The sequence below is a fragment of the Salinigranum salinum genome (assembly GCF_009176545.1).
Lineage (GTDB): Archaea > Halobacteriota > Halobacteria > Halobacteriales > Haloferacaceae > Salinigranum > Salinigranum salinum.
Window position 1 is genome coordinate 24555 of record NZ_VTOJ01000002.1, and the last position, 24271, is coordinate 48825.

19 protein-coding genes and 1 tRNA gene are annotated in these 24271 nt (G+C 68.2%); 7 read left to right on the plus strand and 13 right to left on the minus strand.

What is annotated here, in order from left to right; translation table 11 throughout:
* Positions 1 to 7: 7 nt before the first annotated feature.
* The 4 genes from FZP69_RS11790 to FZP69_RS11805 all read left to right on the plus strand — a co-directional run bounded on the left by FZP69_RS11790 (position 8) and on the right by FZP69_RS11805 (position 3468).
* Positions 8 to 895 (plus strand): branched-chain amino acid ABC transporter permease, encoded by an 888-nt coding sequence (locus tag FZP69_RS11790; RefSeq protein WP_152041614.1) that lies wholly within the window; start codon positions 8 to 10, stop codon positions 893 to 895.
* A complete protein-coding gene (locus FZP69_RS11795; protein ID WP_152041615.1) occupies positions 892 to 1926 on the plus strand; it encodes a branched-chain amino acid ABC transporter permease in 1035 nt (344 codons plus the stop codon). Before FZP69_RS11790 ends, FZP69_RS11795 begins: the two co-directional genes overlap by 4 nt.
* Positions 1923 to 2678 carry an ABC transporter ATP-binding protein gene (locus FZP69_RS11800; RefSeq protein WP_152041616.1) on the plus strand — a complete coding sequence of 252 codons (756 nt, stop codon included), beginning with the start codon at positions 1923 to 1925 and terminating at the stop codon, positions 2676 to 2678. The genes FZP69_RS11795 and FZP69_RS11800 overlap by 4 nt, the downstream gene beginning before the upstream one ends.
* A gap of 85 nt (positions 2679 to 2763) precedes the next feature.
* Positions 2764 to 3468 carry an ABC transporter ATP-binding protein gene (locus tag FZP69_RS11805; protein ID WP_152041617.1) on the plus strand — a complete coding sequence of 235 codons (705 nt, stop codon included), beginning with the start codon at positions 2764 to 2766 and terminating at the stop codon, positions 3466 to 3468.
* Positions 3469 to 3542: 74 nt separating this feature from the next.
* On the opposite strand, the gene leuS is transcribed toward FZP69_RS11805, so the two are convergent.
* Positions 3543 to 6227, minus strand: coding sequence for a leucine--tRNA ligase (leuS, locus tag FZP69_RS11810; RefSeq protein ID WP_152041618.1), 2685 nt, complete (start codon positions 6225 to 6227; stop codon positions 3543 to 3545).
* Between the two features lie 258 nt (positions 6228 to 6485).
* Here leuS and FZP69_RS22565 point away from each other — a divergent pair, with 258 nt between their 5' ends.
* On the plus strand, positions 6486 to 7157 hold the full coding sequence (locus FZP69_RS22565) for a DUF7344 domain-containing protein (RefSeq protein WP_192918569.1): 672 nt from the start codon (positions 6486 to 6488) through the stop codon (positions 7155 to 7157).
* Positions 7158 to 7671: 514 nt separating this feature from the next.
* Here the strand turns inward: FZP69_RS22565 and FZP69_RS11820 are convergent.
* Positions 7672 to 8385, minus strand: coding sequence for an HAD family hydrolase (locus FZP69_RS11820; RefSeq protein WP_152041619.1), 714 nt, complete (start codon positions 8383 to 8385; stop codon positions 7672 to 7674).
* Between the two features lie 121 nt (positions 8386 to 8506).
* Positions 8507 to 12028: a PAS domain S-box protein gene (locus tag FZP69_RS11825; protein WP_152041620.1), complete on the minus strand. Its 3522-nt coding sequence runs from the start codon at positions 12026 to 12028 to the stop codon at positions 8507 to 8509.
* Positions 12029 to 12297: 269 nt separating this feature from the next.
* On the opposite strand from FZP69_RS11825, the gene FZP69_RS11830 reads away from it, so the two are divergent.
* Entirely contained in the window at positions 12298 to 12957 is a 660-nt protein-coding gene (locus FZP69_RS11830; RefSeq protein WP_449329023.1) for a DUF7344 domain-containing protein, read from the plus strand.
* A gap of 108 nt (positions 12958 to 13065) precedes the next feature.
* Here FZP69_RS11830 and FZP69_RS11835 read toward each other — a convergent pair whose 3' ends face one another.
* From FZP69_RS11835 to FZP69_RS11875, 9 genes are all read right to left on the minus strand, one after another.
* Positions 13066 to 14241, minus strand: a complete 1176-nt coding sequence (locus tag FZP69_RS11835; RefSeq protein ID WP_152041622.1) for a thiolase family protein — start codon at positions 14239 to 14241, stop codon at positions 13066 to 13068.
* A 224-nt stretch (positions 14242 to 14465) separates the two neighbouring features.
* A complete protein-coding gene (locus FZP69_RS11840; protein ID WP_152041623.1) occupies positions 14466 to 14876 on the minus strand; it encodes a type II toxin-antitoxin system VapC family toxin in 411 nt (136 codons plus the stop codon).
* 3 nt (positions 14877 to 14879) lie between these two features.
* Positions 14880 to 15146 carry an AbrB/MazE/SpoVT family DNA-binding domain-containing protein gene (locus FZP69_RS11845; RefSeq protein ID WP_152041624.1) on the minus strand — a complete coding sequence of 89 codons (267 nt, stop codon included), beginning with the start codon at positions 15144 to 15146 and terminating at the stop codon, positions 14880 to 14882.
* 242 nt (positions 15147 to 15388) lie between these two features.
* A tRNA-Glu gene (locus FZP69_RS11850) sits at positions 15389 to 15463 on the minus strand.
* 100 nt (positions 15464 to 15563) lie between these two features.
* Positions 15564 to 16718 carry a metal-dependent hydrolase family protein gene (locus FZP69_RS11855; protein ID WP_152041625.1) on the minus strand — a complete coding sequence of 385 codons (1155 nt, stop codon included), beginning with the start codon at positions 16716 to 16718 and terminating at the stop codon, positions 15564 to 15566.
* Positions 16719 to 16967: 249 nt separating this feature from the next.
* Entirely contained in the window at positions 16968 to 17312 is a 345-nt protein-coding gene (locus FZP69_RS23040; protein WP_152041626.1) for a hypothetical protein, read from the minus strand.
* 148 nt (positions 17313 to 17460) lie between these two features.
* A complete protein-coding gene (locus FZP69_RS11865; protein ID WP_152041627.1) occupies positions 17461 to 18336 on the minus strand; it encodes an MOSC domain-containing protein in 876 nt (291 codons plus the stop codon).
* A complete protein-coding gene (gene psmA, locus FZP69_RS11870; protein ID WP_152041628.1) occupies positions 18333 to 19070 on the minus strand; it encodes an archaeal proteasome endopeptidase complex subunit alpha in 738 nt (245 codons plus the stop codon). The genes FZP69_RS11865 and psmA overlap by 4 nt, the downstream gene beginning before the upstream one ends.
* Positions 19071 to 19190: 120 nt before the next feature.
* Positions 19191 to 19376 carry an HVO_2922 family protein gene (locus tag FZP69_RS11875; RefSeq protein WP_152041629.1) on the minus strand — a complete coding sequence of 62 codons (186 nt, stop codon included), beginning with the start codon at positions 19374 to 19376 and terminating at the stop codon, positions 19191 to 19193.
* Between the two features lie 162 nt (positions 19377 to 19538).
* Here FZP69_RS11875 and sufB point away from each other — a divergent pair, with 162 nt between their 5' ends.
* A complete protein-coding gene (sufB, locus tag FZP69_RS11880; RefSeq protein WP_152041630.1) occupies positions 19539 to 20972 on the plus strand; it encodes a Fe-S cluster assembly protein SufB in 1434 nt (477 codons plus the stop codon).
* A 150-nt stretch (positions 20973 to 21122) separates the two neighbouring features.
* On the opposite strand, the gene FZP69_RS11885 is transcribed toward sufB, so the two are convergent.
* Complete coding sequence (locus FZP69_RS11885; RefSeq protein ID WP_152041631.1) at positions 21123 to 24170, minus strand: PAS domain S-box protein; 3048 nt, start codon at positions 24168 to 24170, stop codon at positions 21123 to 21125.
* Between the last annotated feature and the right edge of the window lie 101 nt (positions 24171 to 24271).

The window sequence follows — 24271 nt, forward strand, 5'->3', positions numbered from 1 at the left end:
TTAATAAATGGCTATTCCCTTCGTTCAGGAACTCATCTTCGGTCTCGTGCTCGGCTCGTTCATCGCGCTCGGAGCCATCGGCTTCACACTGGTGTACGGACTGGTGAACATGATCAACTTCGCGCACGGCGAGTTCGTCACGGTCGGCGCGTACGTCGGGCTGATCGCCGCGCAGTTCGTCGGTCTCCCCCTGACGGTCGCCATCCTCGTCGCGCTCGTCGTCACGGCCGTCTTCGGCTGGGGCGTCGCTCAGGTGAGCTTCGAGCCGCTGAACGACGCCGGCGCGGTCCCACTGCTGTTGACCTCGATCGGCCTCGGGCTCGTCCTGCGCAACGGTATCCGGCTGTTCGCGGGCGCGAGCCCCAGGTACATCGACACGGCCCGTCCGACGTCGTACCGCTTCGAGGAACTGGGCTTCTTCTTCACCGACCAGCAGGTGTTCATCGTCGGTCTCACCCTCGTCTCGGTCCTCGCGCTCCACCTGTTCCTCAACCGGACGATGATCGGCGTGGCGATGCGAGCCACCTCCGACAACGAGGACCTGGCGCTCGTGACCGGCATCGACACCCGTCGCGTCCGCCACGTCGTCTGGCTCCTCGCCTCGGGGTTCGCGGGTATCGCCGGCGTGCTCCTGGCGGTGAGCCGTTCGGTGAACCCCTCGCTCGGCTTCGGTCAGCTCCTCCTGGTGCTCACGGCGGCGATCCTGGGCGGTGCCGGGAGCCCCTACGGGGCCGTCGTCGGCTCGTACCTCCTCGGAATCGGCATCTCGCTCGCCATCGGCTTCCTGCCGACCGGCGTCTCTGAGTTCGGTACCACGATGGCGTTCGTGGTGCTCATCGTCGTCTTGCTGATCCGTCCCGGTGGGATCGTCAACCAGGAGGTGCGCGAGTCGTGAGCGCCCTCGACGACCTCCCCGTCGACGCGGCCCGCGCCGGCGTCGTCCTCGTCGTCGTCGCTGTGGCGTTCCTCCTGAGCCCGCTCTTCATCGCGCCGCCGCGCGCGACGCTCCTCTTCTTCGAGGTGGGCATCATCTTCCTCGCGTACGTCCTGATCCTCGTCGGGGTGAACCTCCAGTTCGGCCACGCCGGCCTGGTGAACTTCGGCCCCGTCGCGTTCTTCGCCGTCGGCGGCTACACCGCCGCGATGCTGACCGCCGACGCTCCGTTCGAGGGCATCGGGCTGGGGTTCCCCTGGCCCGTCGGCCTCGTCGCGGGCGTGGCCGCCGCAGTCGTCCTGGGGGCGATCCTGGGTGCGTCGACGCTCCGGCTCCGCGACGACTTCCTCGCCATCGTCACGCTCGCCGTCGCCGAGATCATCCACGGACTCGTCGGCACGTTCCAGTCCATCACGGGGGGGAGTCTCGGCCTCGGCAACATCCCCCGGCCCATGGCCTCGCTCACGAGGGAGGGCGCGCCCAACCTCTTCGCGACCGCGTTCCTGTTCGGCGCGCTGGCGCTCTTGGCGTACGGCGTGTTCCACCGCCTCACCGAGTCGCCGTACGGGCGCGTCCTCCACGCGATCCGGGCCGACGAGCGGGTCACGGCCACCCTCGGCAAGAACGTCTTCCGGTACAAACTGGTCGTCTTCATCTACGGTGCCGCGCTCGCGGGGTTCGCCGGCGCGATGTTCGCGTTCCACCTCGGCGCGGTCTCCCCCGGCTTCTTCACGATCAACGTGACCGTGCTGGTCTGGATCGGGATGTTGATCGGGGGGGCCGCCAGCAACCGGGGCGTGATCGGCGGCCTCGCGATCATCATGAGCTTCCAGCTGCTGACCCGCTTCCTGAACGAACAGATTCCGGCGGTCACCGCCGACCAGTTCGCCTCGATCCGGCTCGTCCTCGTCGGTCTGCTGCTCATGATCATCATCCGCTACCGCCCCGAAGGGATCTGGGGCGACGCGCGAGAGCTGGGGGTGGACCGGTGACCCTGCTCGACGTCGCGGAGTTAGAGCGGTCGTTCGGCTCGATCAGGGCGCTCGACGGCGCGACCTTCTCGGTGGAGCGTGGCGAACTGGTCGGGATCATCGGCCCGAACGGCGCGGGGAAGACGACGCTGTTCAACTGCGTCTCGGGCGTGCTCGATAGCGACGCCGGCACCGTCACGTTCGACGGGACGGACATCACGGACGTCGAACCGTACGAACTCGCCCGTCGCGGCATGGTACGGACGTTCCAGCAGACGCGCGAGCTCTCGACGATGTCGGTCGGCGACAACATGCTGCTCCCGACGCCCGACCACCCCGGCGAACGGGCGCACCACGCGATCCTCCGGACGGAGGCGACACAGAGCCGCGAGCGCGAGGCCCACGAACGCGCCGAGGAACTGCTCGACCTCTTCGACCTCGAGACGATGGTCGACGAGTACGCCGGGGCGCTCTCGGGAGGGCAGCGCAAACTGCTCGAACTCGCGCGAGCGCTGATGCTCGATCCGGACCTCCTGCTGCTCGACGAACCGTTCGCGGGCGTCAACCCGACGCTCACGCGCGACATCGCGGCGCACATCGAGTCGCTCAACGACGACGGGCTCACGCTCGTCATCATCGAACACGAACTCGAGACGCTCACGGATCTGGTCGACCGGCTGATCGTGCTGACGAACGGGAGCGTCCTCACGACGGGGACGCCCGCGGAGATCCTCGAAGACCAGCGCGTCATCGACGCGTACCTGGGGAGCTGACCATGTCGGTGAACGACCTCCACACGACGGACGCGGTGGCACCGCTGGCACCCCGCCGACCGGCGGGGACCACGGAGGGCGAGCCGTGACGCTCCTCGACGTTCGCGACCTCGAGGCGGGCTACGGCGATCTCCAGGTGCTCCACGGGGTCGACCTCGCGGTCGGCGACGGCGAGTACGTCGCCATCGTCGGTCCCAACGGGGCCGGCAAGTCGACCGCGATGAAGACCGTCGTCGGGCTGACGACCTTCATGAGCGGCACCGTCGAGTTCGCGGGCGAGGACATCGCGGGGCTCGCCCCGCAGAAGATCATCCAGCGCGGCATCGGCTACGTCCCGCAGTCGGGCAACGTCTTCGCCTCGCTGACCGTCGAGGAGAACCTCCGACTCGGGGGCTACCTCGAGGGGGGTGCGGACGACGACGACCTCGACCGGGTGTACGAACAGTTCCCCGTGCTCGAGGAGCGGACGAACCAGCGCGCCGGTAACCTCTCGGGCGGCCAGCAACAGATGCTGGCGATGGGGCGGGCGCTCGTCCTCGACCCGCCGCTCGTCCTCCTCGACGAACCCTCGGCGGGGTTGGCACCCGACCTCGTCACGACCATGTTCGACCACATCGACACCATCAACGAGGCCGGGACGGCCGTCCTCATCGTCGAGCAGAACGCGAAGACGGCGCTCGAACGCTGCGAGCGCGGCTACGTCCTCGCGCAGGGTGAGAACCGCCACACCGACACCGGCGAGGCACTCCTCGGCGACGAACAGGTGCGGCGGGACTTCCTCGGCGGCTGACCGGGCTCGCTCCCGCCCAGTGGCTGACTCGGTCCGTCCCTGCACAGGGATCGGGCTCTGTCCGCGGCCCGTCCTCAGTCGATGTGAATCGCAGGCTTGTCCGGGCGCGCCTTCCGCGCGAGGTCGTCGTCGGGGCCGTCGGTCGCCTCCCGGACCACCACCTCGGCACCGAACTCCTCCTCGAACAGCCACGCCGCCTGCTCGAACAGTTCCCGCTCGCGCTCGGCGTCGAGCACTGGTTCGAGCCCCGGTTTTCGCTCGGCGACGCTCGCGGCGTACTCTCCGGCGGCCTCGCCGTGTTCCGCGACCGCCTCGTCGGCCATGATCCGCCCGACGATCGCCTCGTCGGGATCGGCCGCGCGGGCGATCTCGTACGCGCGGTACTTCCACGGCTGGGCGACCACGAGTTCGATCTCGTCGGGTTCGTCGATGCCGACCACGTCGGTGATGCCGCGGACGTCGTCGAGCGTCTGCCGGATCAGCTGTCGTTCGACCTGGTGGGCCGTGATCTCTTGCATCGGTTCGGGCCAGCGTGCCTCCGCGGCCAGTCCCGTCTCTCCGAGCATACTCCAGAGTTCCTCGGCGAGGAAGGGCGTGATCGGGGCGACGAACCGGGCCAGCGTCCGGAGCCCGCGCTCGTACGGGTACTTGTACGGCGTCTCGTACGCGCGGTAGCGGCGGAGGAGCCGCGTCAACCCCTGGATCTCGCTCACGACGCGGTGGAAGCGGAACCGCTCGTAGTCCGCCGTGACGGCGGCGATAGTCCGGTCGAGCTCGCGCTCGAGGTACGCGTCGTGCGGCGCGTGTTCGTCGCGGGTCGCCTCCGCGTCGCTGTCGACGTACTCGCGGACCAGCCGGTACACCGCTTGCTGGAGGTCGTACGCCGTGGAGACCTTCTTCGCGGTCCACTCGAAGTCCTGTTCGGGGTGTGCGGCAGAGAGGACGAACAGCCGCGTGGTCTCCGCGCCGTACTCGTGGGGCGCGATGGCGTTGCCTTTCGACTTCGACATCTTCTCGCCGTCGTACAGCACCGTCCCCTGGTTCAGGAGGCGGTCGACGGGTTCGCGCACGTCGAGCAGACCCAGATCACAGAGCGCCCGCGCGAAGAAGCGGATGTACAGCAGGTGGAGCACCGCGTGTTCGTCGCCGCCGACGTAGACGTCGACGGGGAGCAGGTCGTTGGCCCGGTCGGCGTCGAACGGCGCGTCGTCGAGATCCGGCGAGAGGAACCGGAGGAAGTACCACGAGGAGTCGACGAAGGTGTCCATCGTGTCCGTCTCCCTCCGGGCGGGGCGGCCGCAGTCGGGGCAGTCGGTCTCGACGAACTCGTCGCTCGCGTCGAGCGGATTGCCGGTCGTCTGGACGAACGCGGGGAGTTCGACGGGCAGGTCCTCGTCGGGGACGAGCACGTGGCCGCAGTCGTCGCAGTGGACGACGGGGATGGGCGTCCCCCAGTAGCGCTGGCGGGAGATGAGCCAGTCGCGGAGCCGGTACGTCACGCTCTCGGCCACAGCGTCCTCGTCGAGGAGGCGGTCGCGGGCCGCCGCGCTGGCGAGGCCGTCGTACGCCCCGCTGTCGGCGAGCATCCCGTCGCCCGTGAAGGGTTCGTCGGGGAGGTTCGTCGCGGTGCCGTCGACGGGTTCGACGACCTGCCGGATCGGGAGGTCGTGCGCGCGGGCGAACGCGTGGTCGCGCTCGTTGTGCGCCGGGACGCCCATCACCGCGCCGGTCCCGACGTCGTCGAGGACGTACGCGGCGACGTAGACGGGGAGTTCCTCGCCCGTCAGGGGATGGGTGGCCCGGAGCCCCGTGTCGACGCCGGATGTGCTCCCCGCGTCGGCACGACCGCGGACCATGTCGACGTACTGTGCGACGGATTCGTCCTCCGCGGCGACGGCACGCGCGAGGTCGTGGCCCGGGGCGAGCGCGACGAACGTGCCGCCGAAGACCGTGTCGAGGCGGGTCGTGAACACGTCGACCGTGGTGTCGCGGGCGGGCACGTCGAAGGTGACCTCTGCACCCTCGCGGCGGCCGATCCAGTTGCGCTGCACCTCGCGAACGCTGTCGGACCAGCCGTCGAGGTCGTCCAGCCCGGCGTGGAGTTCCTCGGCGTAGTCGGTGATCCGGAAGAACCACTGGTCGAGGTCGCGGCGACCCACCGGCGTCTCACACCGCCAGCAGACCTCGACCGTCCCGTCGGCGTCGTGTGTGGCGTGGTCGTCTCCGTCCCCGTCGCCACGGTCGCGCCGTTCGACCTGTGCGTCGGCGAGGACGGTCTCGCAGTCCGGACACCAGTTGACGGTCGCAGCCTCGTAGTCGACGAGTCCCGCCTCGTAGAAGCGCGTGAACAGCCACTGGTTCCAGCGGTAGTACTCCGGTTCGCACGTCGTGATCTCGCGCGACCAGTCGTAGCCGAACCCCATCGTCTCCATCTCCTCGCGCATCTGCCGGATGCACGTCTCCGTCCACGACCGCGGGTCAGTGTTGCGGTCGTACGCGGCGTTCTCGGCGGGGAGACCGAACGCGTCCCATCCCATCGGGTGGAGCACCTCGTCGCCCCGCATCCGTCGGTAGCGGGCGTACGCGTCCGTGATGGTGTAGTTACGGACGTGGCCCATGTGGAGTTCACCCGACGTGTACGGGAACATGCCGAGCACGTAGGTCGGGTCGGCGGCGTCACCGACGTGGTAGACACCTTCGCGCTCCCAGACCGACTGCCAGTACTCCTGCACTCGCCCGTGGCTGTATCCCTGAGACATGGTAGAACGATCGTACGGCCCCTGCGGCGCGGAGGGATATGACTGTTCGGGCGGTCAGGCGATCCGGTTCTCCGTGCGCAGTCGGCCGACGCTCCGTAGCCGACCGCGCACCTGCAGAATCGGTGTACTGGCGACACTAATTACTAAAATGTTTCGACCGTTTCGAAGCGAAACAGTCCGATTACAACCCGCTTAACGCCGAAACAGCGAGAACGGCTTCCACTGATTATGCCGCTGCACAATGTAACGAAGAGACAGATGTCAGTCGACACGACCAGTACCGCACTCGAACAGTCACCCTCCGAGGAGCCTCTGACGGATCAGATCGACGACGCGGACGGCGAGGCGTTCGGGCCGGACGAGATCTTCCACCTCCTCCAGAACCAGCGTCGACGGCAGGTGCTCAGACGGCTGCGCGACGTCGAAGACCGCGTCGCCATGGGCGACCTCGCCGAACAGGTTGCGGCCTGGGAGCACGACACGACCGTCGAGGCACTCACGTCGAGCGAACGACAGCGCGTCTACATCGCACTCTACCAGCGACACCTCCCCAAACTCGACGACATGGACGTCATCGACTACAACCAGAGCCGGGGCGTCGTCGAACCACGTCCCCGTGCCGCGTCGGTCACCAGTTATCTCGATCTGGCCACCGACGACGGTTCGACGCGCGGCCCGATCCACGACTCGGCCGGTAACGACGACGCCGAGGAGGTGACTGCCCCCGCCGACCGGGCAGGAGCCGACGACCACCGTGACGCCGAGGTCCCGTGGCAGACGTACACCCTCGGAACGACTGGCGTGGCGGCCGTCGTGCTCGCGCTGACGGCGCTCGACGTCTCCGTCTTCGCCACGGTCCCCGAGCTCGGCGTCGCCGCCGCCGTGGTGGCGGCGGTCCTGCTCCTCTCGGTCGCACAACGCCGCGACTGACGAACCCGCGACTGGTATGTCGACGCTGATCGGTCCCGTTCGTCGAGTCGTCACCGAGCTGTGACGTGACGAGCGACGACGTGACGGAAGCCCTCCTGCGGATGATGACAGATGTCCGAGCGACGGCGACAGCGGGGTAGACGGCGCTCTCTTTCGGATCGCACGCGGACATATCGGTATCGTGCGCCGAACGGACAGCAGAGACGGCCACGGAGCGTGCCGGGACTCTCCGCGAGCACACGGCACGGCTCCCGGCCGGGGGCATGGTCGGTCGGTGCGGCAGATCTGTACGGGTATCCACGAGGGGGAGACGAGAGCACGGCCGTCCCCGGACGGAGGTCAGTCCCGTCCTGGCCCCCGTGAGTAGCTGACACTCGCGTACCACCGTGTGGGGCACCGGTCGGCCGTCACGGGCCGACCGAACGGTGGTACGGGTGGACGTGAGACCGCGACCGACGTTACTATCCACCCGGTAAGCCGCGACGTCGGCCGTCGGTGCGGTGGTCGATCCCCGTCACCGCGAGTGTCGAGGGCCGTCGAGCACGTCGACGAGTCCTGCGAGCGTGTCGAGCACGTAGTCCGGTCGGTGACCGTCGGGCCACGGCGTCTCGCCGGTCTCGTACCCGCTCGCTCCGTCCGAGTCGGGACACCACGCCACCCGAAGCCCCGCCCGGCTGGCCCCGACCACGTCGTACTCGACGGAGTCGCCGACGTACAGCGACACCGTCGCGTCGACGCCGAGCCGCGACAGTGCCCGGTCGAACGGGTCGGGGTGTGGCTTCCGCCGCGGGAGATCGCCCGCGTAGACGACCACGTCGAACGCATCCGCGAGACCGAGCGCGTCGACCTTGACCGACTGGCGGTACGCCGGACCGTTCGTGACGAGGCCGACGGGAGCGTGGTCGCGCGCCGCGGTGAGTGCCCGTTCAGCGCCGGGGAGCAGCGAGACCGCACGGTAGTCGACGGTCTCGAGAAAGCCCGCGGCGAGCGCGTCGGCGTCGACCGTCTCGTCGTACTGGGCGGCGATCCGTTCGAAACCGGCGGCGAGATAGCCCGCGGGATCGTGCGGATCCGGGTCGCCGTCGAGTGCCTGCCAGAGGTCGTCCGGTTCGCCGAACGGTTCGACGCCGGCCCGATCGAACGCGCCGGTGTAGATCGTCTCGGCCGACTGTTCGTGACGGCAGAGCGTGTTGTCGAGATCGAACAGGACCGCATCGAACCGTGGCACACGTCGGATAGGGGTGCCACCGAGAAAAGCCCTCGTCCACGCCGTCTCACGCGCCGATGCGAGGGTCGGTCGGCGGTCGAGACGGAGTCGACGAGACGCGTCGACTGTCCCTCGCTCCCGGTCACTCGTTGACGGCGCGCACGTCGGCGAACGTCGAATCGAGCAGTTTCCGGACGCCGATCCGGAGGTGCTGGTGGAACGTGGGTGGGCTGACGCCGAGGGAGTCGGCCACCGCCTCCCCGGTGCTCTCCCGGGGCCATCCGAAGTAGCCGCTGAAGTACGCCGCCTCGAGCACGGTCCGCTGTCGCTCCGTCAGGTCCTCGCTCAGCACGCGTAACAGCGAGCGCCCGCTCCCCAGCGGCCGAGTGGAGTGGCGCTGGGAGACGAACTTGGCCTCGGGGAACGTCTCCCGGACGACGTCGGAGATCTGCCGGGTTTCGACGCCCGGCGGGAGGTGCACCTCGATCCGGTAGTCGCCGTCTTCGACGACGGCCCGTCTCACGTAGCCGCCGCGGGAGGCGACCGCCGAGACGACCGGCGCCTCCGAGAGCCGGAGTTCGAACCGGACCGTGTCCGACTCCTCACTGATCGCTGTCACCTCCCGCCAGGAGGGAACGTCGCCGACCCGCGTTCGGAGCTGCTCGAAGCCCGCCGCCGAGATGGTACCGTACGCGAGGTGTTCGCCGTCTCCGATGGGAGTGACGCGTTCGAGCGTGACTCGCCCGTCGATCGCCGGCACCGCGTACTCGTCGAAGACGTCGCGCACGAGGTACTCGACCGAGACCACCTCGTCGCTCATGAGCGCCCGCTTGCGCTCGATGCTCGCGATGGCGTGTCCCATCACCTCCCCCAGTTGTCTGATCACGGCCCGCTCCTGTTCCTCGAACGCGTTCGACCGGTCGGCGTAGACGGCCAGCGTCCCGTAGAGGGTCCCATCGTGGGTGATCGGGATGGCCGCGAGCGACCGGAACCCGTAGTTGCGGAGGTGATCGTACCAGGGTTCGTAGTCCGGGTCCTCGAGGAGGTTCCGGGAGACGCGCATCTCCATCGTCTCGACGGCCCTCCCCGTCGCGCCGCGGGAGCGCGGGTCGTCGGGATCGACCGAGATCGTGATGTCGTCGAGGTACCCCTCGACGCCCGCCTCTCGCCGGAGCTGGACGGTCTGCGAGCGCGAATCGACCTCTCCGATCCACGTGAACTGGTAGGAGTCGGAGTCGGCGAGTCGCTCACAGACGACGCGTTCGATCTCCTCGCGGGTGGACTGACTGACCACCGCGTCGGTGATGTCGCTGACGACCTCGTAGAGGTTGTTCAGCGCCGTGAGCCGCTCTCGCTGGTTCCTCAGCCGGTGCTCGTTCTGCTGCCGGTCGATGGCGGTGGCGAGGATGGTCGCGACCGACTGCACGAAGTTCACGTCCTGTTCGGAGAACGCCTTCCGGTCGCGGTCGTGGGTGCCGAGGATTCCCCACGGCCGCTCGAACGAGCCGACGATCGTGCTGATCCCGCTGTGGACGTCGTGGTCCGTGAGCAGGTCGGGGCCGCTGAACCGCGACTCCGCCTCCAGGTCCTCGACGACGATCGGTCGTCTCGACGCCAGCGTGTGTGCCGCCTGCGACTCGTCGTCGACGGCGGAGACGGTCGCCGAACCGACGATCCCGTCGTGCCACCCGACCCCCTGTCGGAGGACGAGTCGGTCGGCGTCCCGGTCGAGGTCGAGCACCTTGCAGTAGTCGGTGTCGAGCGTCTCGGCGACCCGTTCGGACGCCTCCCTCATCAGCGCGTCGAGATCGTGGCTCTCGAGCGCCCGCTGACCGAGACGGGTGACGACCCGCTGCTGGCGGACTCGTCGTTCGAGTTCCCGCTCCCGTTCGACGCGCGCCGTGACGTCCCGGACCACACCGCAGCGTCCGCGACCGTCGGCGAGCTGCACCGGTCCGAGCCGGCTCTCGGCGGGGAAACTGGTGCCGTCGGCCCGGTGGATGTCCAGTTCGATGTTCGCCGTCTCCCGCTCGCCAGCGGCGATCTCCTCGACGAGTCGGACGGCCCGCGGTGTGATCTCGTCGTCGTGGACGAGCGTCGCCGACGTGCCGAGGAGGTCGTCGCGGCCGTAGCCGGTCATCTCACAGAACGCGTCGTTGACGAGAACGAAGCGGGCGTCGGCGTCGACGGCGTAGATGCCGTCGTCGACGGTCTCGACGATCGTCTCGTACCGTTCCAGCTGGCGCTCGCGCTCCCACCGTTCGGTCACGTCCCGCAGGTGGATCGACAGACCGCTCTCCGAGGGATGCACACGGACCTCGAACCGGGCGTCCGGTGTCGAGAGCGTCGTCTCGAACTCGACGGGCTTCTGTGTCTCCATCGCGCGGGTACACACCTCGCGGAACCGCGAGTCTGCGTCCGAAAACGCCGCCCACACCGGCTCTCCGACGAGTTCGTCGATCGGGCGGCCGAGCACTACTTCGGCCCGCTCGTTCGCGTACGTGAACCGCCACTCCCTGTCCAGTGCGAACACCCCGTCGTCGATTCGATCGAACACCTCGTCGAGCTCTCGCCTGAGGGCGTCCCGCTGACGGGCCAGCCGCTGTTTCCGCGTCTGGAGCGTCGTGATGTCGTGTGCAGTGACGACGATCCGGTCGAGGTTTCCACCCGTATCCGTGAGCGGAGCCGTGTTGATCGAAACCCACCGAACGTCACCGTCCGACCCCCGAATCCGGACTTCCCGGTCGGTCGCCACCTCCCCGGCGTCGACGATCTGTCCGAGCGGGTGCTCGTCCGGCGCGACGGACGCACCCTCGGCGTCGACGACCGGCCACTCGGTCGCGTCCCCGTCCGTGGCGGCGGATGGGCCGAGCAGTTCCACCGCGGGGCCGTTGCTTCGAACGACCGTCCCGTCGGCGTCGAGGAGCGCGATTCCGGCCGTGCTGGTCTCGAGGACCGTCCGGACCACGTCGCGCTGTCGGCGGAGCTTGCGCTCGTACTCGCGGCGGTCGGTCATATCGCGGGTAACCTTCGTGTACCCCTGTAGTTCGCCGTCGTCGTCGCGGATGGCCGTGAGCGTCGCCGTCGCCCAGAAACGCGATCCGTCCGCGCGGCGTCGCCACCCCGTCAGTTCGATCGAGCCTTCCGCCGCCGCCCGGTCGAGGTTTCGCCCGGGCGTCCCGTCGGCGACTGCCTCCTCGGTGTAGAACGTCGAATAGTGGTCGCCGACGATCGCTTCGCGTTCGTACCCCTTGATACGCTTCGCCCCCTCGTTCCAGGTGACGACGTGCCCGTCGGCGTCGAGCATGAAGATGGCGTACTCTTCGACCGCCCCGACCAGCGACTGGAACTCCAGCTGTGGCCCACCCCCACCCCGATCGATCACGTCGGCCGTGGCGGTCCCGCTGCCGGATCCGGCGCGCGTCGTTGCATCGGGAGCCTGATCGAGTGGCAACCACCAGATCCGACCGCGAGCGCCGACCTTCTTCGTCGAGAGCGCGTCGCGTGCGACGAGTTCGTCGAGGCGGTTGTACGTCGCCCGGCGTGAACACGACAGCGTGTCCGCGACTTCGCTCGTCGTGAGCGGTTCGAACTCGGACGACCGCTCCTCGAAGACGGAGAGCGTCTCACTGAGCCGGTCTGACAGCGACCCCGCGGAATCCATGCGACGCGTACAGCGGGTAGTGTCATAAAACGTCCGTTGACGGAAGGCCTCGCGCTCGCCCCCGGAAAACCGGGCGTTCACGGGCCGAATAGACGGGTTCACGCCGGCTTCTCGTGGTCCCTGGTCGACGGTCCGACGATAGTATTCTTCTGACAGGTCTGTCGAACGGCCCTCCTCTACCGCGTCGGTACCCACCACGACATCGTAGCACACACCCTAATCAATTTGGGCCAACTGGTATTTACCGAGGTTGCTTACGTCTATTCGCGATGGGGGAGAGACGGGGAGAACCACCCCACGGGAATCACGTTTCGTGGTTTCCACGAGCGTCCGTATCTGACGTCCTGGGCGACCGCCGTCGGACCGTCCTCTCGGTCCTGTCGGCGCAGTCCGAGCCTGTCAGTGAATCGACTCTCGCCGCGAGGGTCTGTGCCGAAGAGAGACGTCTGCCGCCGCCGGACTCCGCTGACGTGGCCCTCGATCACGTTCTGACCGAACTGTACCACATCCACCTGCCGAAACTCGACGCTGCCGGCCTGATTTCCTGGCACGACGGGACTGTCGAGACACGGTTCGAGGGGTGGTCCAACTACCAGCCGAAGAGCACGCGGTCTGTCGACCGTGACACTCTCCGGGATCGGTGGGAACCGAAACCGGACGACGTGGCGCTCCGTCGGCACGTCGTCGACGTGCTCGGCGGCGTGGACCGCCCGATCCCGCTCTCGGAACTGGCAGCGACGCTCGCCGACCACGTCGACCTGCCGGCGGTTGGTACGGTCGGCGGCGCGAGTCCGGACGACGGTGACCGTCTCTCGGCCGTGCTCCACCACGTCCACCTCCCGCTGCTCGATCAGGCCGACGTCGTGCGGTACGATCCCGACCGCAAGCGCGTCAGCCTCGCCGGGGACGCCCCCGTGCTCGATCGGTGAGCGGCGGTCCGCAGACGGTCCAGAAGACGCGGCCCGCCGCCGCCGACTCGACGTCCGACAGGAGTCGTCCAGTCGGCACGATCGCGAATGTGCCCCTGCCGGAGCCGTTCACCGACGCCACAGCGACATCACTGCCCCACCACCGCCGAGGCTCATTCCGACGAGGCCGCAGTCGAGACCCTCGTCGACCAGCTGGTACGCTAGTGACGTCGCGAGCATCCCGCCCGACGCGCCGATCGGGTGGCCGAACGCGACGGCGCCGCCACACGGGTTCATCCTCTCGCGCGGGATCCCGAGCCGTTCCATCACGTAGACCGACTGGGCGGCGAACGCCTCGTTCACCCACCAGGCGTCGACCGCGTCGACGCCGAGATCGTTCGCCGCGAGCAGCCGCTCCACGACGTCGCCGACGGCCTCGTTGAACTCGTCGGGCTCCCGGTAGACGAAGTCGTAGTCCACCAGTCGCAGCATCGGATCGAGTCCGGCGTCCGCGGCCGTGTCGCCGTCGGCAAGCAGGACGACACCCGCCCCGTCGGAGAGCTTCGAGGCGTTCGCGGGCGTGATCGTCCCCTCCGGACGGAACGCCGGCGAGAGCGCCGCGAGGTCAGCCATCGTCGACTCGGGACGCGGTCCCTCGTCGCGGTCGACGGTTCCGTCGCCGGTGTCGACCGGGACGAGTTCGGCGTCGAACCGACCGGCTTCGATCGCGTCGGCCGCGCGCCTGTGGCTCTCCAGCGCGTACGCGTCCTGTGCCTCCCGCGAGAGGTCGTACTCGTCGCCGAAGCGATCGACGAGTCGTTCGGTGATCTCACCCATGTGTACGTCGAGGTTCACGTCCCAGAGCGCGTCGAGGAGCATCGAGTCCTTGAGCGTCACGTCGCCGTGCCGTTTTCCCTCCCGGTAGCCGGGGAGGATCCACGGGGCATGCGTCATCGACTCGAACCCGCCGGCGACGACGAACGACGCGCGCCCCGCCGCGATGCGGTCGGCGGCGAGCGTGATCGCCCGGAGTCCAGATCCCGACGCCTCGTTGACGGTCGTCGTCGGCGTCGCGTTCGGCAACCGCGACTCCACGACCACCTGTCGACCGGGCACCTGGCCGATCCCCGCCTGGATCGCGTTGCCGAGCACCGCGTGATCCACGCGTCCGGGGTCGACCGCGACCCGATCGAGGAGGCCGTCGACCGCGGTCCGCCCGAGGTCGACTGCCCCGACGTCGGTCAGCGAACCGAGGAGCGTTCCGTGCGGGGTCCGCGTGCCGTCGACGAGAACGACTTCACTCATAGCTGTAGCGTCGCTCACGACGTCTATCAGTGTTTGCCCGGTGTGCGCCGATCCGGTCGACGCCGCTCGGGATGACGGGATCGATTCGGATACGAACGCCCGGTGAACTGCCCGTCAGACGATCTCAGTCCGGACGAACGCTCACCAGTGACGACTGCACGGATCGTTCGTTACGATGGTGTGGCGACGTGAAGTGGACACCGGGCCGATCGAACTCGCGCCTCTTACTCGTCAGTGTCGCCAGCGTCCGGTTCGAGCGGTATTCGGTCTAGCCCAACGGTGTCGTAGTCTCGCTCGCTCGAGAGAACGTCTTCACCGCTCGTGGCTGCGATCCCGGCGTGGAGCGCGTCGAACGGTGTCAGCTGGTACTCCTCGCTGAACGCTGCCGCCGCGAGGACGGCGTCCTCGTGTTCCGACGGCGTTATCCGGACGAGTTCGAGGAGGTTGGCGATCGCTCTGGGCGCGTCGATCTCGTAGTTAGCCTGTTCGCGGTCGTAGAAGAGTACCAGCACCTCGACGTACGCGAGAATCGAGGTGTGGAGGTCCTCCCGCTCGTCGAGCGCCCGGAGTGCCGACTCGCGAAGCCAGCCCTCGTCTTTGACCAGTGCCGTCAGAAAATCGGTTTCCACGTACACGGCTCAACGCTCGCGGTTCGTCCGTCGGACTTCGGTCTCTACCTCGATCTCCTCGGAGATGGCTCTCTGTGCTCGTTCTTTCAGCTCGTCTGCGTCTGTCCCCTCGAAGGCGTCCCCGACCGCTTCACGAAGTCCCTCTAGCGGATCGTCATCTACCGGAAAGAGCGCGACGTGGCTCGGTAGCTCGACGATACGGTACGTCTCGCCGAACCGGTCTCGGACGTCTTTCGGGAGGTAGAGGCGTCCTCGCTCGTCGGTCGACTTCGACATACTGTCGCTTGTACGGGGAGAAAATAATGTCTTCCCACCAAAAACTGAATATCCCGGTTTGGCTGGGCCGTCTGAAACGAAGCACTCGGAGGCCCGGTTGTACTGGCAGAGGTGGCGGCAGGAAAGGATGCTCCGTCAGGGATTCGAACCACGGTCGTTCTGCTCGCGTACGCTCGCGTCACTCTCTGATTCGAATCCCTTCCGTGCGCGCTTCGCTCGCTCGAAAAACTCGCTCGCTGTAGTGCTCCGTCAGGGATTCGAACCCTGGTCCTTGCCGTGAGAGGGCAAGATGATTGGCCGGACTACACCAACGGAGCTCAGTCGAAACAAACGCCGAGATACGTAAAACAGTTCCGTTTCACGGTCGCAGTGTGGCGGTTTGACGCACCGCGGTCGCCCCCTCGACTCGGTGCAGTCTCAGCGGACGATCCGGCCGTCGCGGATCACGTGTTCGAGTTCACGCCACGCGTCGACGTCGTCCAGCGGGTCGCCGTCGAGCACCAGCAGGTCCGCGACGTACCCCTCGCGGATCAGCCCCACGTCGTCGAGTCCGAGCAACGCGGCGCCGTCGACGGTCGCCGCCCGGAGTACGTCCTCGAGCGACAGCCCGTACTCGTGCATGTACGCGAGTTCGTCGAGTGCGGCGCGCCCGTGGTGGTTGAACGGGGTGCCGGCGTCGGTCCCCATAGCGATTCGGACGCCGTGCGCCAGCGCGTGATCCCACGCGTCGTCGTATGCGTCGAGGGCGGCTTCGGCTTTCTCGACGGCCTCGGCCGGAATGCCGGCGTCGACGCCGTTGTCGACGATGCCGTGGAGCGCGCTCGCCGTCGGCACCCACACCGTTCCGGTGTCGGCCATCCGCTCGGCAGCCGCCCCGTCCATGTACGTCCCGTGTTCGATACTGGAGATCCCGGCACGGACGGCGTTGTCGATCCCTTCGGCGGCGTGGGCGTGTGCGGCCGTCGGCACGCCCGCCGCGCTGGCCGCCGCCGTCAGCTCCCTGATCTCGTCGGTCGTGAGTTCGACGCCGCCGGTGTCGGCACCCTCCGTGAGGACGCCGCCGGTGGCCATACATTTGAGCACGCCTGCCCCGGCTTTGAGCTGCTCGCGTGCGGCCTTCCTGACCTCAGCGGGACCGTCCGCCTCGCGACCGAACTGGTGACCGTGGCCGCCGGTCATGACGACGGCTCGCCCGGCGGCGACGACGCGAGGCCCGTCGAGCACGCCCTCGTCGACGGCGCGGGCGGCCTCGAGTGCGATCCGGTCGCGCGCGCCGAGGTCGCGGACGGTCGTCACTCCGGCGTCGAGCGCCTCCGACAGCGCGGCGGCCGCACGGTACGAGAGCAACGCAGCCGACTCGGACGTGACCGTCGCGGTGTCTGGGCGTCCGTCCAGCATGAGGTGGACGTGTGCGTCGACGAGACCCGGGACGATCACCTGTCCGGAGACGTCTCGCTCCTCGTCGGGCGAATCGACCGCGCCGACCGCGACGATCCGTCCGTCCTCGATGCCGACGTCGGCCGACCTGACCCCGTCGGCGTCGACGACCGTCCCCCCGGTGAGCGCGTCCATACGTGGATGGGTCGCGCCGGGTGGATAAAGTCGTACGGCCCAGTCACCGTTCACCACCGTAGGTCGATCGACGAGCCCGTCCCAGCGGTCACCGACCGTGGACGGGTCAGTCCCGGCGAAGCCGAGCGTCGGGGGTTCCTCGTTCGTTCTCCGCTGCGACCTGAGTCGTCGGGGGGCGTGACTGTCGGTCATGTCCGCCTCACGACTCGCGTCTCGTCTTCGGCTCGGTTCCCCGTCTTGCGTCCCGGATCAGTTTCCGCGTCCGGTGTCCGGGTCGGTTCCGGGGTGTCGGTGGTGGTGGCCCAGTCCGAGCGCGACGACGTTCACGGCCACGAGCGCGACGAAGACGAGGAGTTCGCCCCGCGTCTCCAGTCCCCGGGACAGGAGGGGAAGGTAGAAGAAGGGGACGGCGACGGCGACCCAGAACGCCACGACGCCCACCGCCGCGAACAGGTAGCACTCGGTCAGAACACGCCCGTGGTCGAGTCGGCGGCGGAACCGGTGCACCCGCTGGACGCTGTCGCTCTCGTCGGTGGGAGCGGCGCTCGACGACTGACCGTGTTCGCAGTTCGACGAGCGGGCGCGGCTGAACACAGCCTTCCAGTACGGTCTGTGCCAGCAAAACACCCACTCACTCCGGCGGGTGGGGCGCACGACCGGGAACGACCGGCCCACGAGTCACGGCCCTCGCGCGTCGAGAGTGGCTCTCGGACGGGTACCGGAACGCGAACAGCGTTCCGGACTAGTCTCCGCTCGGTCGGGTGTCACCGACTCTGACGGGGTCGCCGACCGCCACTCCTCGTCCCTGCGTGTCGCCCACGACGCGCGTGTTGACCATCAGCCGGAAGTGGTGGTCGAACCAGTCGCCACCGCTCCACGACGGCATCGTCTCCCGACGGCGCTCGACGAAGCGTTCGCGGAAGCCCGGCGTCTCCTCGCCGGTGTCGGGATCGCGAGTCGGGACGACGCAGCGCTGACAGGGGTTGACGCCCTCGAACGTCACGTCGCCGATCGAAAAGCGCACGACGTGGTCGCGGTCGTCGAAGAGCCGGTCTTCCCAGAACGCCGGCACGCCGCCGATCTCGAGGTTCGCCCGGAGCCGCCGTCGCATCTCTCCGGCCGAGATCGACGGGAACCACGAGGCCACCGTCTCGATCGTCGCCGTCGAGATGACCGTCGGGCCTGCGGCGGCCGTGTCGTCCGGGAAGCCACCCGTGGCGTCACGACGGAGCGAGACGGGGTAGCCGAAGTAGTCGGAGAGCCACTCCTCGAGAGCGTCTCCGTCGGTCTCGTCACCTGCTCCGTGCCCGTCGACTACCTCGGGTCCACTGTCTGCGCCGTCTCCTCCGGCTCCGGAGAGGGAGAACGTCCGCGGTTCGTGCTCGGAGGTCCAGAGCCGGAGTCGTCGACGGTCGGGGTCGAACTCGCTCCGGAGTCCGTGGACGGCCCGCTCGCGCTTGCCGTTGACGTAGTCGCCGTCGTCGTCGACGAGCGCGTACTCCCGGTCGTGTGCGAGCGCCTGGCCCCTGAAGCCGGTCCGGTCGCGGTCGAGACCGTCGAGCGACTTGACCGGATAGGTGGTGATGCGGGCGAGGTGTGGGCTCTCGGGCGTGCTCACGCTTCGTCGTCGTCCGTCGACTCGGGCTGGACCTCGTCGAGGACGTCGCCGACCTCCTCGACCGAGAGGTGCCGGTAGCCCTCGCCCGTGACGACGGCGACGCTGGCCTCCTCGGCGGTGAGCGAGTCGACGCCGGCGAGCAGCGCCTCGAGCGCGAGCGTCACCGCGTCGTCGGTGGAGAGCTCCGCCGTCCAGTTCTCCTCGAGGAACTCCTGGATCTCGCCCCGGGAGCCCCCGATGGCGACCGCCTTCCACTCCTGCGGCGTGCCGGATGGGTCCGTCGCGAACAGGCCGGGCCGCTCGCCGTCCATCCCGCCGATGAGAAGCGACGCACCGTACGGGCGGGTGCCGCCGAACTGCGTGCTCTCCTGGATGTCGTCGGTGAGCGACTTCGTGAGCGTCTCCAGGCCGACGGGCTCGCCGTACCGGAGGCGGTTGGTCTGACACTGCAGCCGGGCGTCGTCGACGAGCTGGCGGGCGTCGGCGACGTGACCCGCGCTGGCGGCACCGATGTGGTCGTCGAGCTTGTGGAGCTTCTCGACGCTCTCGGTCTCCATGAGCGACGAACTCGTGCGCGTCTGTGCGGCGAGGACGACGCCGTCCGCGGCGCGAACGCCGACGGCGGGCGCACCTCGCTTGACCGCCTCGCGGGCGTACTCGACCTGGTAGATCCGACCGTCGGGCGAGAACAGCGACGTCCCCCGGTCGTACGCCTGCTGATCGTTCCGCTTCATTACCACTCCTTCGGCCCTACGCACGGATAAAGGCTCCCGAGGCGGCTGTGGTCCCCGTCTCCGACGGCGTTTAATGTCCTCGCCTCCCCGCTCGCCCGCCTCCCCGTCCGTTCGGCTCCCCTACTCGTCGACGACGACCTCGGCGTCCGACGCGTTCCGCTTGACGCTCTCGATCCCCTGCCGGGCCTTCTGCCGCGAGGCGTACCCCTCGCCGCTGTCGGCGATGATGTTGCCGTTGTCGTGGACGAGTCGCCACCGGTGGTTTCCTCCCCGGTCGACGTACAGCTCGAACGTCGCCTTGCTCATGATCCCCGTTCGACAGCCGCCGGCAAAAGGCCACCGTCGCCCTCGGTCGCTGTCGCTCCGTCACCGTCGTTCGAGCGAGATTGTGTAACGGATCGTTCGAGCAATACCAATAAAAAGAACGATTCCAGATAGACTCATATCAGTTCGGCACCGAGAACGGGCATGAGTACCCGTGAGGAACGGCACTTCGAGGAGACGGACGCACAGGCGCGCTTCGAGTTCAAGAAGGAACAGCGCGCGGCGTTCGTCGCGGAGAAGGGGCTGAACGAGGAGACGGTCCGTGTCATCAGCGAGGACAAGGGCGAACCCGAGTGGATGCTGCAGCGTCGGCTCCGCGCGCTACGGACGTTCCACGCGATGCCGATGCCGACCGGGTGGGCGAACCAGCCGGACCTCTCGGAGGTGGACGTCGACGCCATCGTCCCGTACATCCGCCCGGACGTCGAGGTCCGGGGTGGTGTCCGTGACTGGAACGACCTGCCCGAGGACATCAGGGACACGTTCGACAAACTGGGCATCCCGGAGGCCGAGCGGAACGCGCTCTCGGGCGTCGGTGCCCAGTACGAGTCCGAGATCGTCTACCAGAACATGCGCGAGGAGTGGGAGTCTGAGGGCGTGATCTTCATGGACATGGACAGGGCGGTCCAGGAACACCCCGACCTCGTCCGCGAGTACTTCATGACGAAGTGCGTCCCACCGACGGACAACAAGTTCGCCGCGCTCCACGGGGCGATCTGGTCCGGCGGGTCGTTCGTCTACGTCCCCGAAGGGGTCCGTCTCGACATGCCGATCCAGGCGTACTTCAGGATGAACTCCGAGGGGATGGGCCAGTTCGAGCACACGCTCATCGTCGCCGAGAGCGGGTCCGAAGTGCACTACATCGAGGGCTGTTCGGCACCCAAGTACTCGGCGTTCAACCTCCACTCCGGCTGTGTCGAGGTGTTCGTGAAGGCGGGTGCACACGTCCAGTACTCGACGGTGCAGAACTGGTCGAAGAACACGTACAACCTCAACACCAAGCGCGCCATCGTCGACCGCGACGGGCGGATGGAGTGGATCTCGGGGTCGATGGGGTCGAAGGCGACGATGCTGTATCCGGCGACGATCCTCAACGGACGCGGCGCGTCGGACAATCACATCACCATCGCCTTCGCCTCCCGCGGGCAGGACATCGACACCGGCGCGAAGGTGTATCACAACGCCCCGGAGACCAAGTCCACGATCGTCTCGAAATCCATCGCCCGCGAGGGTGGGCGCACCAACTACCGGGGCCTGGTCCGTATCGCCGACGGCGCGTACGACTCCTCCTGTACGGTCGAGTGTGACGCACTGATGTTCGACAACGACTCGCTGTCGGACACGATGCCGCACATCGAGATCATGGAAGACCGCGTCGACGTGGCTCACGAGGCCACGGTCGGCAAGATCGGCGACGAGGACGTCTTCTACCTCCAATCTCGTGGCATCGACGACGACGAGGCCAAGCAGCTGATCGTCTCGGGCTTCATCGAACCGATCACGCGCGAACTCCCGATCGAGTACGCGGTCGAACTGAACAGGCTAGTGGAGCTGGAGATGGAAGGCAGCCTCGGGTGATCCGACCCGAGCCGACCCGAGCCACGTTCGGGTGAGTCGGACGCGACGTGGGGACCGCGGGGTGGAGGCACCGTGCACACGGGAGCGGAGTGACCCCGTGACGCGAACACGGGAGCGGAGTGGCACCGCCGCCCACCGCCGCTTCGCCGTTCAGTCCTGGAAGAACGCGTCGACGAGCTTCCGCTCCGCCGCGCGGAGGTGCTGGTGGTACGTCGCCGGTGCCACCCCGAGCGCGTCGGCGAGTTCCTGCGCGCTGCTCCCGCGACGGGGCCAGTCGTAGTAGCCGCCGGCGTGTGCCGCACGGAGCGCAGCCAGCTGTTTCTCGGTGAGGGGTCTGGGCATCTCCTCCCCGGCGAGAGCGACGGGTGACCGCCCGCCGATCGCGCTGGCTCGCTCCGCAGACCGGGACTCCTGGCGTTTGCGGACGAGGTTCGTCTCCGGATACTCCTCGCGGAGTCCGGCGACGAGACTCCGGACGTTCGTCTCCGTCGGTACCTCGACGACGAGCACCCCGACGCCGTCGGTCGACGACAGTCTCCTGACGTGGGAACCCTGTGTCTCGAGCAGGAGGGCGGGCGAGTCGTCGTCGACGTGGACCTCGAGCCGGAGCGCGCCCTCGGTCGTGATGACGCGACAGCCGTCGACGGCGTCGACCGCCTCGACCGACCGGTAGACCTCCTCGGCGTCCCACTCACGTCCCCCGTCGGTCTCGTCGGTCACGTGAAGGTAACAGGCGTGCCGACCGTCGGCCATCGGCACGAGGGCCGTCACGGTCACCGTCGCCCCGAGCGTCCGGCTCAGCTGATTGAACGCGTCGCCCGCGTCGTCGACGGTGAACTCCAGCGTCACCACCTCGTCGGCGTGGAGGAGTCGGCGGGCGGTGACGGCCGTGATCGCCTTCCCGACCGTCGTGCTCAGGTCGTCGAGCACCCCCTCTTCGCCACCGACCAGCGGTGGCGGCCCCCCGCCCCACTCGGCACCGACCAGCAGAACCCCGTGGATCGTTCCCGCGTAGACGATGGGGAAGCAGCCGAAGACGTCGGCGTCGACGTCGTCGCGGCTCTGTAGGTCGTCGGGCGACGGCGTGACGATCGACGTGCGCCGCCGTCCCGCAGTGAGGAGTTCCCGCTCGAGCGCCGAGACGGTCGCCGACGCTGCCACCGTCGAGAGACCGGCCGCCGAAGTGACTTCGAACCGTCCCCCGGCGACCTCCGTGGTGACGAGCACGTGACGGTAGACGTCGGCGGCGACGAGTCGGCCACAGACGTCGGAGAGGACTTCCGTTCGGGTGTCCGCGCCCACGACGGCCTGGTTCACCTCCCGGACGAGCCGGTTGATGTGGTCGAGACGCGCGAGTTCGTCGCGCTGGATCTCGAGCTGCCGTTCGCGCTCGACGCGCTCCGTGACGTCGCGGAGGATCGAGAGGTGCTCGCCCGGACGGACGTTCGCCCGTGCCGCGAACTCCGCGATCCGGACGTCACCGTCGGGCCGGACGAGTTCGAACTCTCCCCGCGTCGCCTCCTGTTCGAGGAACGCGCTCCACGCCGCCTCGAAATCGTATTCCGGCGGCGCGAAGTCGGCCGCCGTCTTCCCGAGCAGCTCTTCGCGTGAGAGCCCGTACAGCTCACACGCGGCGGGATTGACGTCGACGTACCGTCCCTCGTCGTCGGCGAGGACGAGCGCGTCGAGCGACCTCTCGAACAGGGCACGGAACCGTGATTCGCTCTCTTCGAGTGCCCGAGCCCCCTCGACGCGCTCCGTGACGTCGCGGCTGTACACGGAGAGGCCCGTCTCGGACGGATAGACGCTGATCTCGTACCAGACGCCCGCCGGCTCGTGGTAGCCCTCGTACGTGGTCGGTTCGCCCGCCTCGAGCACCTCCGGCAGGAGTTCGAACGCCTCCAGCGTCTCGGCGTCGTCGACGACGTCCCAGAGGTAGACGCCGACGAGTTCCTCGAGGTCGTAGCCGACCGTCCGGGCGAACCGTTCGTTGGCGTACTCGATGCGGAGGTCGCGGTCGACGCTGAAGAAACCGTCCGCGATGCGGTCGTGTATCTCGTCGAGCTCCGCACGGTACTCCTCGCGCTCCGTCACGTCGCGGAGGGCGGCGATGTGTTCGCCGGGCCAGACCTCGGCGACACCGGTGTACTCGACGATCCGTCTCTCCTCGTCGGCACGGACGATGGTGACCTCCCCCTGGAGCTCTCCGGCGTCGAGAAACGCGTCCCACGCCGCCTCGAAGTCGAACGACGGATCGGTCAACCCGGCGGCGCTCCGCCCGACAACCGACTCGCGGGGTTCGCCCACGAGATCGCACATCGCGGCGTTCGCGTCGACGACGGTCGCGTCGTCGTCGACGACGAGGAGTGGGTCGGGGATCTCCTCGAAGAGCGTCCGGAACCGTGCCTCGCTCGCCTCGAGCTCCTCCGCGCGGTGGACGCGCTCTGTGACGTCGCGGAAGTACACGGAGAGCCCCGTCTCCGAGGGGTAGACTCGCGTCTCGTACCAGCGGTCCTGTGGCTCGAAGTACGTCTCGTACGACGTCGGTTCACCGGTCCGGAGGACCGCCGGGAACAGCTCGAACGCCGTCGTCGACTCGGGGTCCGACGAGAACTCCCAGAGCCGGGTCCCGACGAGGTCCGACCGCGAGTGACCGAACAGGTCGGCCGCGGAGTCGTTTGCGTACGTGATCACGAACTCCGTATCCAGCGCGACGAACCCGTCCGTGATCCGGTCGAACACCTCGTCGAGTTCGTGCGCCAGCCGCTCGACGTCGGTCACGTCCCGACAGGCGTACAGGAGTGCGTCCGCGGTGTCGTCCCCGGAGACACCGTGTTCGTCCGCCGACCCGTCCGGTTCGTCCGCCGCGTCGACGGTGATCCGCGTGACCGTCACGAGCAGGTGGTGGGCATCCCCCCCCGCGTCGGTGACTGTGAGACGCTGGTTCTCACGCTGATCGGTCCCGGTTTCGAGCGGGTCGACGAACTCCGGGGCGAGCACCGACGCCACGGTCTCCGACTCGACGAACTCCGTCGCGTCCCGACCGAAGATGTGAGTGACGTTGGAACACGCCCACCGGATGGTTCCGTCCGTGTCCGCCACGAACACCGTGTCCGGGAGCGACTCCATCGCGAGCTGGTACAGGCGCACGTCGGGGAACGGCCCCGAGTCGTCGACGGAGCCGGGGACGGTCGTCATACGGTTCGTTCGCTCCCGGCCGACATACGTCTTCTACCGAAGTACATCGGTATCGACGTCGTCGACCGCAACGACTACCGTCGTCCGTCGGCACTGTCGAT

Bases quoted from the DNA above. Each gene is read 5' to 3' on its own strand.
- FZP69_RS11790 (WP_152041614.1), top strand. From the start codon at position 8: ATGGCTATTCCCTTCGTTCAGGAACTCATCTTCGGTCTCGTGCTCGGC.
- leuS (WP_152041618.1), bottom strand. From the start codon at position 6,227: ATGTCTCAGGGATACAGCCACGGGCGAGTGCAGGAGTACTGGCAGTCG.
- FZP69_RS22565 (WP_192918569.1), top strand. From the start codon at position 6,486: ATGTCAGTCGACACGACCAGTACCGCACTCGAACAGTCACCCTCCGAG.
- FZP69_RS11825 (WP_152041620.1), bottom strand. From the start codon at position 12,028: ATGGATTCCGCGGGGTCGCTGTCAGACCGGCTCAGTGAGACGCTCTCC.
- FZP69_RS11830 (WP_449329023.1), top strand. From the start codon at position 12,298: ATGGGGGAGAGACGGGGAGAACCACCCCACGGGAATCACGTTTCGTGG.
- FZP69_RS11835 (WP_152041622.1), bottom strand. From the start codon at position 14,241: ATGAGTGAAGTCGTTCTCGTCGACGGCACGCGGACCCCGCACGGAACG.
- FZP69_RS11845 (WP_152041624.1), bottom strand. From the start codon at position 15,146: ATGTCGAAGTCGACCGACGAGCGAGGACGCCTCTACCTCCCGAAAGAC.
- FZP69_RS11855 (WP_152041625.1), bottom strand. From the start codon at position 16,718: ATGGACGCGCTCACCGGGGGGACGGTCGTCGACGCCGACGGGGTCAGG.
- psmA (WP_152041628.1), bottom strand. From the start codon at position 19,070: ATGAAGCGGAACGATCAGCAGGCGTACGACCGGGGGACGTCGCTGTTC.
- FZP69_RS11875 (WP_152041629.1), bottom strand. From the start codon at position 19,376: ATGAGCAAGGCGACGTTCGAGCTGTACGTCGACCGGGGAGGAAACCAC.
- sufB (WP_152041630.1), top strand. From the start codon at position 19,539: ATGAGTACCCGTGAGGAACGGCACTTCGAGGAGACGGACGCACAGGCG.
- FZP69_RS11885 (WP_152041631.1), bottom strand. From the start codon at position 24,170: ATGACGACCGTCCCCGGCTCCGTCGACGACTCGGGGCCGTTCCCCGAC.